This is a genomic window from Salipiger sp. D13 (assembly GCF_003703915.1).
Taxonomy (GTDB): Bacteria; Pseudomonadota; Alphaproteobacteria; order Rhodobacterales; family Rhodobacteraceae; genus Salipiger; species Salipiger profundus.
On record NZ_ML112610.1, the window covers coordinates 19,684 to 27,620 of the forward strand.

The 7,937-nt window shown below is 59.8% G+C and carries 6 protein-coding genes and 1 pseudogene; 4 read left to right on the plus strand and 3 right to left on the minus strand.

The features are described from left to right. Positions 1–643 precede the first annotated feature (643 nt). Genes D6860_RS17360 through D6860_RS17370 form a run of 3 tightly spaced genes read left to right on the plus strand, consistent with a single transcriptional unit; the run spans position 644 to position 4,610 of the window. Positions 644–1,384 carry a hypothetical protein gene (locus D6860_RS17360; protein WP_076623592.1) on the plus strand — a complete coding sequence of 247 codons (741 nt, stop codon included), beginning with the start codon at positions 644–646 and terminating at the stop codon, positions 1,382–1,384. Further along, positions 1,381–3,624, plus strand: a complete 2,244-nt coding sequence (locus D6860_RS17365; protein ID WP_076623593.1) for a Mu transposase C-terminal domain-containing protein — start codon at positions 1,381–1,383, stop codon at positions 3,622–3,624. Before D6860_RS17360 ends, D6860_RS17365 begins: the two co-directional genes overlap by 4 nt. Next, positions 3,621–4,610 carry an ATP-binding protein gene (locus D6860_RS17370; protein WP_076623594.1) on the plus strand — a complete coding sequence of 330 codons (990 nt, stop codon included), beginning with the start codon at positions 3,621–3,623 and terminating at the stop codon, positions 4,608–4,610. The genes D6860_RS17365 and D6860_RS17370 overlap by 4 nt, the downstream gene beginning before the upstream one ends. Positions 4,611–5,711: 1,101 nt before the next feature. Here the strand turns inward: D6860_RS17370 and D6860_RS17380 are convergent. Together D6860_RS17380 and D6860_RS17385 are read right to left on the minus strand one after the other, a co-directional pair. Then, positions 5,712–6,005, minus strand: a complete 294-nt coding sequence (locus D6860_RS17380; protein WP_076623595.1) for a DUF1330 domain-containing protein — start codon at positions 6,003–6,005, stop codon at positions 5,712–5,714. Between the two features lie 179 nt (positions 6,006–6,184). Further along, positions 6,185–6,490, minus strand: coding sequence for a hypothetical protein (locus tag D6860_RS17385; protein WP_128549290.1), 306 nt, complete (start codon positions 6,488–6,490; stop codon positions 6,185–6,187). A 111-nt stretch (positions 6,491–6,601) separates the two neighbouring features. On the opposite strand from D6860_RS17385, the gene D6860_RS17390 reads away from it, so the two are divergent. Further along, entirely contained in the window at positions 6,602–7,513 is a 912-nt protein-coding gene (locus D6860_RS17390) for a LysR substrate-binding domain-containing protein (RefSeq protein WP_076623596.1), read from the plus strand. Between the two features lie 214 nt (positions 7,514–7,727). On the opposite strand, the pseudogene D6860_RS17395 reads toward D6860_RS17390, so the two are convergent. Next, positions 7,728–7,937: pseudogene (locus D6860_RS17395) on the minus strand (alkaline phosphatase family protein); the annotation flags it as partial.

Below are 7,937 nucleotides of genomic sequence, written 5' to 3' on the forward strand. Positions count from 1 at the left end.
GGTTTATCCCCAAGCGAGTTTGTTGCCACCATGGGTACAAACTGCCCAATCTTCAAACCTCCGGGTTTTCCTCACTCATAGCTTCGCCCGTCTTGGGTACCTGAGTATGCGACTTTCTGTGTACGCGTCGACACCGGCACGGCGGCAACCAGAGCGAGATCTGGTCGCCGCCTTATTGCGCTCTGGCTGATTGCTCGATGTGGCGTGGCGAATTTCTTCGCGCGATATCCTGGCCATCACCTTGCGAGAACATGTCCACCATCGTCGCGCCGGCCCCGGGAACGTGACGCTGATGGCTGCTGAAGTGGTCGCCTGAAGAAAATTTGGAGGATATTTTTTCGCATTTTCAGGGGGTTGACTCAGTTTCGGCAAGGGCCTTCAAGGCCGGGCGCATTTTTCTGTTTTGGATTTTCAGCGGATTCGCGGACCTTCTCCTTGTGCAAGGTCGGCGCTCTATGACGCCCACGTCCTGCGCAAAAGAAAACGCGCACCCTCGGGTGCGCGCCTGGAAGTTGGGGCAAAGATCGCCCGTGTATCACTTGCCACGCTAGAGGCCGAGAACGGCCCGGGCAAGCGCGGTCTGAGCTCCAGGATGAAAAGATGACTACCCCGGAAGCGCCTCGTTTCCGGGAACGGAGACGGCATGTCGAACTACGAAGACTGGTTGCAGGACCAACCGGCACCCAAGAAGAAACAGGCAGCCCTGTTGGTGGCGCCGATCCACGGGGTTCTGCCCTATGCAGGTGACCGCAATCCCCTGATGCGCAGCGACACGGTCAAGCGGGTGTCGACAGCTCTCGCAACGCCGATGACGGGCGGCATCCGGCAGGTTTACCATTTCGATGGCGAGTCCGAATACGCCGTCGCCTTGGATGCCCTTCGCAGCCCCGAGCTCTATGGGCTGGAGGTGCAGCTTCCTCCACTCAGCTTCTACTGTCGGCAGAAGCGCAAGGTGCGGACCCATCGGTTCGACTTGCGGCTGACGTTCAGGGATGGGTACCGGCGTGCGGTCTTCGTGCGCAATGCGACGAGCTTGGCGAAGCGCGAAACCCAGGACGAGATCGACGACATCTTCGCCGCCGTGACCGAGGACTTCGCTGACGACGCCATGGTCGTCTGCACGGATGACTACACGCGTGCCTACCGCGATAACCTCCGCCGTATCTGGGACTACCTGCAGGTGAAGGACGACGAAGCGGATGCGACTGTCGAGGATGCTGCGCGCACTTCCAGCTACTGGTACCTGAGCGACCTCATCGCGAACTGCGATGTCGAGCCATGGCGCGGCTACCAGTCCGCGCTGCGGCTAATCGGGCAGAATGTGCTCTGGACCGACATGCATGGGGTCATCGACTACCCCTCGCGGGTGGTGCTGAACGCATGACCGCGAAGCCGCTCTACAACATTCCGAAGGGATCCATCCTGAAGCTGGATGGCCGCGAACTGCTGGTGTCGGTTCGCGAGGAGAGCGGCTATGCGGTGGAATGCAAGGAAACCGGCGAGTGTTTCACGCTTTCGCTGGAGCGGGTTGAGACTGCAATCCGACACCGGGATTGCGAAATCATCAAGCCTGCCGATGTCGAAAAGCGGAAGGCATTGCTCAAGTACGCCGACGGGTTCGAATGCGTTGAGCAGCTTTCGGAGAAAGACCAGCGGATTGTCCAAGCGCGCCTCGCCCTTGTTATCGCCCAGGACGAGCTACGCGCTGAGGGCGTGAAGCTCACCCAGCGCAGCATGGATAAGAGCGGCATTCATCGCCGTCTTTTGCTGACCCGCGCGGAAAAGATCGGTTCAGGATATGATTTACTCGAACCTCGTCGCGGCGGCCAACCATCAACCCGCTTAGAAGTCCCGCAGGGGCGGACGTTGGCCGGCCTGCGCGACGTTTACCATCGCTTCGATCAAAACCCAGTTGTCTTGGCGAATCGATTCCACATGAGGGGACGTCGGGAGCCCAGGCTCTACGAATGGCAGGAGCGATTTATCGACTACGTCCTGAACCAATGGCATGATCCTAAGCAGCCAAAATTGGCATCTGTTTACAAGCTGGCGACAAAAGTCTTCCGCCGCTCTCCCCGAGAGATGGCGCAAGACCTCAACTTTCCCTCGATCACGACGATCCGCACGCGTGCGAAGGCGATTTCCGATGTCGTCACCGTGCTCGGTCGCGGTGGGACGCGGCACGGGACCAACACCAAGGGAGCTGGGTCGACCGACGTACGTGCCTTGGCGTTTGGTGAGAAGTTCGAATGGGACCAGTGCCTGCTGTCGATTTTCAGCTCCGGCGACGGTGTCGTTCGTGCCGAGGTCATCGATCCCAAGGAAGCCCCTCAGGAGCTTGCGGACAATGAGATTCGCCGCTGTTGGCTCCATGTGATCCTTGATGTCGCGACCAGCGAGGTGCTGGGCTGGGTCATCTCGGAGACGGCCGATGCCGATCACAGCAAGGCTCTGCTTCGCATGGCGACGCGGGATAAAACGAAGGAGAAGGTGCGATACGGCTGCAAACAGGATCCCGTGCCGCCCGTCCGCCTGGGGCTTGCGCTGGCGGACAATGGCACGGCCACCCGGAATGCAGACGTTTATGCGGGTCAGCTCGGAATGGGCATGACCGTGATGACGGCGCGCGCGCACCAGCCCATGGACAAGCAGATGATCGAGCGGCTTTTCGGCGCGACGCAATGGGACGTGCTGAATTTCCGGCCCGGGTATACCGGTAGCCGCCCTGGCGAACTGACTGGCTACGAGCCCAAGCCCTCGGCCGAAATTAGCCATGACGACCTTTATGGCACCCTCACGCGATACTTTATCGATGAGTATCCCTTCCGGCCGCATCGCGGCACCGGGATGTACGGTGCGACCCCTCGTCAGAAGCAGGAAGAGGCCCTGAAGCTTTACGGCCCGATGGAACCGCCGTCGCAGCGCGACCGGTGTCTGCATTTGGGCGCGAAGGTCCAGGCAACCACGACGTCAGAAGGGGTAAGGGCGTTCAATATCCCGTTCAACTCTACGGAACTCCAACGCTTTGCAGCGGGGAGCCCGAAGCGGGTCACCGTTCACCTCGATCCCGACGACCTGCGGAAGGTCCATGTCACTGCTGAGGGGGAAGACGCCGTGATGGAAGCCCGTCTTAGCATGACCGTCTTCAAGGACCAGACGCTCGAAGAAGCCATCGAGATCATGGAGGCTGCGACGAAGTCCAATCCGAGCTTGCGGGAACTCCATGATCGACACCTGGGCGAAGCGATGAAGCGCCGTGCGCTTGAATCCGGTTTCTTCCCGGATTCTCGCGATCCGTCGAGCTACCAGACGCTCGCTCAGCTCGAGGCTCGCGCGAGCAAACTGCTTCAGGTCGAAACGCGACCTGCCGCCTATGTCGGTGCGACTGCTGCCCCCGGGCACCTCATGAGCAGGGGCCGCACGTCAGGGGTGGTGCCAGCACGCCCCGCCGGCGCGGCACCGTTCAAACCGCCGTCCCCATCGACGCCTCCCAGGGCAAGCGCACCTCCGCCGCAGTCCGCTGGACCGACGGATGTACCCCCAGGGGAAGTGAGCACTTCGGCGCCAGACCCTGACGACATCAAGACCATGACCTTCGTCCGCATCAAGGATAGCAAACTGTGACCAACCCCTTCATCATTCCCTCGTTGGCAAACCTGAACGCGGATCTGGCGCAGCGGCACTTCCCGCTCGCCAGGGGCGAGGAACTTCAACAGACCTTCGCTCAGCTCTTCAGTCGCCACTTGGGGCGTCTGCAGTCCGGGAAGGGCTTCGAGGCGCGCAGCCTCCTTGTGACGGGGCTGTCTGGCTCGGGTAAAACGGCCGAGATCGCGGACATGCTGAACCGCTTCAACGAGAGCGCTGTTCCCATGCCGGACTGCAAGGATGCGCGGTTTGCAAGCTGCGTGCTGGAGGCGAAAGGGAGCTGGAAGGACCTTGGCCGCAAGACGCTGCACGCCTTGGGCTATCCCATTATGAACAAGACCCGCCGGACACAGTTTGAGATCTGGGATCTGGTCATCAAGCGGGCCAAGCTCCAGGGCGTCATCGGCATCTACTACGATGAGGCCCAGCATATCATGCGCGGAAAGTCGGATGCCGAGGTCCTGAGCGTCCTGGACGCGTTCAAGACGCTCATGAAGTCACACGACTGGCCCCTCATGTTGATCCTTTCGGGGGTTCCGGAACTGGGAGACTACGTGCAGCGCGAGCCACAGCTCGATAGGCTGATGACCAGGATCGAGTTCCAGGAAATTGATCTGAGCAGTGCGCCCGGGCATCCGGCACAGGACTACGAAATCCTCAACGAAATCGTCGGCAGCTACGCCATCAGCGCGGGGCTTGATGTAGATGCGAGCCTACCGACGGGAGATTTCCTGCACCGCCTCGCGACTGCCGGCGCATTCAGGTGGGGCCTGGTCATCGACATGGTCGTCGATGCCGTGGCACTTGCCGTTGCCAGGAGGGAAGGGGTGGTTGAGCGGTCGGATTTCGTGGCGGCCTGGTGTGAGAAAACCGGAATGAACCAGCTGGCGACGCCGTTCACCCATGACAGCTACGAGAGGATGTTCCGGAGGGACAAGCCGTTCCGGGCTGCCATCGGCACCTGATCTTCCAGGACAATTCAGTCTTCGAGAAACCCGCGCTTCGGCGCGGGTTTTTTCATGCCTAGATGCTAGCGCCCGGATGTCTGCGCCAGCTAAGCCTCTGATGTTGCGCAGTTTTTTGGTTTCTGCGCAGGCTTATGCTTTCACTTTGGAAATCGCGTCCGGCAAGTTGTTGAAAATATTTATGGATTCCTGGCGCCGAATCGGAAGTGATTGATTTTGCGCATTCATCTGCTCTCCCTGACTATGAGAGTCAGAGCAAGCATATGAGTGCGCAAACGGAAGCATAAGTCTGCGCAAGGGGTGTCAAGGGCGAAACGTACCGCCTGGTGTCCCTGGGCTGCTCTCTGAAGGACGGTGATAGAGGCGCTGGGGCGGACGCTCCGGCGCCTTTCGCGTATGAAGGGGATGTGCGGTTCGTGGCATGAGGCGGGGATCTGGCGGAGGGCCGTTGTGCCCTCCCTGTAAGAGCCTGAGCATGGCGCAGTGGGGCTGGCTTGCGATGGTGAGACCCTGGACACGAGGTCGCTTAGAAGCAGTGGGAACTCCGATGAAGACCATTAAGCCGACGCAAGCTGTCGCTACGATCNAGTGGGAACTCCGATGAAGACCATTAAGCCGACGCAAGCTGTCGCTACGATCCTCAGCCGATATCAGCGTCGGAGAAATTGTCTGGTGCCCGTCACAGCAACAGACGCCTACGCCGATACCCTTGCACGCGCCTGTGGAGACGACGTTGACCTCGACCCGGTCGAACGGGGCCTCATCCACCTCAAGCGCCAGAAGGTGATTTCCGGCCGAAGACTGGTCACCCTTCTTGCTCGCCATCAGCGGGAGATCAGACCTGAGTGACGCCTCCCGAGGGCTTCCCAGGGTGCTGGGCTTAAAGCCAGATACCAATACACGAAGCGTCATCACTCTTGGGAGCGAATGGTTTGCTTCGAGGGGCCATAGTCATTGCTCACGCCCGGCGCTGCATGATGATCTGCCTTGGCGCGAAGGGCGGAGAGCGGTCTTTCGCTGCGGTTGGGACCAAGGCCCGCTTTGCAGGAGAAAGCTGACTTCCCGGATCGCTGCGTGTATCCGAACCGGGCGGACCTCCGGTCAGTCGACTGAATCTGTGAGGATGGCATTCAGGGTTGAACCAGTCCTTCGCAGTATGGCGAGAGATTGGAACTCATCGGAATTCCAGAACGAAGTCGCATGAACGCGGTCCGGGAACTCGATGACGAAAGCGGCATCGGGCAATTCCCCTTCCCCTTCGAGGCGAGAGGGCCTACCGCCACGCACCCTGAATACGCCCTTATGTTTGGCGACGACATCGGGGATTTTCGCGAAATATTCATCCATCCAATCCCGGCTATGAATCTCTATCTGGCCGATGATGTATGCAGTCATGATGATCTCCTCCACTGCGCCTGGACAGGCTGCTCGGCCAGGGTAGCGCGCATATCCGCCCCCCCACCAGTGTCGTGAGATCCGGTTTCTAGTTCGGCATCCGCAATGCCCGCGAGGGGCGCGGAGAAATTTCTTCTTAGGCCCTCGAGGTTTCCAACACTGACAAATGTCCGCGAAGATCAGGCTTGTCGCATCTTTCGAACCGTTTCACGCATGGCAAAAGATCGGCTTTCAGCGACCGCGACAAACACGAGCATGTCGTCCCGACGCCAGCAGATGGCCGTCGCCGTGCTTTCGCATTCATCAATCGAAAATCCGAGATCAGCCAACAGGTGAGGCGAGAGCATCGCCAGACGTTCAAGGTTCTCGAGGACCGTATCTGGCTCCCGGCTCGGCGGTGCGAAAGGGGTACATTTTCTCACGAAGTTGAAGAGCGAGGCGCGCCGGGATGGCAAGTTATGCGGGACGTTTTCGGAAAGAAGCATTGATCACGATCCAAGAAATATGGGAAACTTTTGAAATCCTGCCCCTTAGCCGGCCTTGCGCGCAAACCAGTTCTATGCACCATAAGCATCAGAAAAAATGATCCAACTGATATGGCAAAACTTCCTCCTCTCAATGCGTGTCGCGCGTTCGAGGCCGCCGCGCGACACGGCGGCTTCATTGGTGCAGCGGACGAGCTGCACGTCACGCGAGGGGCCATCAGCCGACATGTGAAACTTCTGGAAGACAGTCTCGGCGTTGCGTTGTTCGTGCGGCAGGCGCAGGGCGTCCGGTTGACCGAAGCGGGCCGGGAATTGACGCCGGTTCTGACGGAAGCCTTCGGTATGATCGCCCGTGGCGCGGAGCGGATTGCTGCGGATGCCTCTGAACTCCGCGTGATATGCCCGCCAGGAACGTCCATCCGTTGGCTGCTACCGAAACTCGATGACTTTCGCAGGGCCTATCCAGACATCAAATTGCGACTTACGACTGATTTTTATCCCGACGGAGGGTTCGACTCTGTGGATGCGGATATCGGTTTTTCGGTGTCGAATTGGCCAAACCGCCCCAAGGACATCGAGCATCTCACGCTCTTTCCCGTCTCTCTGACACCTGCATGCTCACGCAGCTATCTCGCGGCAAGATCGCTCCGCCGCGTGGAGGACCTGGCGCATTGTGAACTCCTCCACGAGACGCGGGATCACACCGATTGGACGAGTTGGGTGGATGCCTTCCAGCTGAACGACGTTGACCCCAGAGGAGGTCAGGATTTCCCAAATATCGATATGGCGACGAAGGCCGCGGTGATGGGAGTTGGCGTCGTCATGGCGAACATTGTTTTGTGTCACGAGGAACTCGCCAGCGAGACATTGGTTGCACCCTTCCCGGATTTGGTCTGCGGCTCCCCGTTGGGGGGCGTGTGCCTGATCGGCAGTCGGGAAAAATGGACGAGCCCCAAAGTCGAAGCCTTCAAATCCTGGGCCTATGACGTCGCGGAGGCCGATCGAAATCTGGCGATCCAATAGTCTGAACGGTAGAAGACCAAGCGGCGCGACAGGGCAGACCACAAAACCGACCTCGGAGACTCGCGCGGCCAATGTCAGCTTCCCGCCCTTCATGGCTGCGCCTGGCGTCATGCTGCGGCAGCCAAGGAGGGCAGCTTTGAGCTGCTTGCCGACATCGGTGAAACCCTCCGCACGACCGAGCAAGCTCTGTTGGCGGAAATTGTCACCCGACCGTTCAGAGCGGCAGCGGATCCGTTGTTCCGCTCTCTTCGAATTCCCAGGTCGCGTTCCAGGCGTCTGCCTTGCGCTCGAGCCGCAGGTAGTTCCGCTCGGCCACGTAGCGCGACGCGTGCCCCGGCGGGCGCTCGATGCGGATTGGATGCCCACTCAGTGGCGAATCACCCAGCCATGGCTCTGTTGCACAAATCGGCTGATGGCCGAAGTT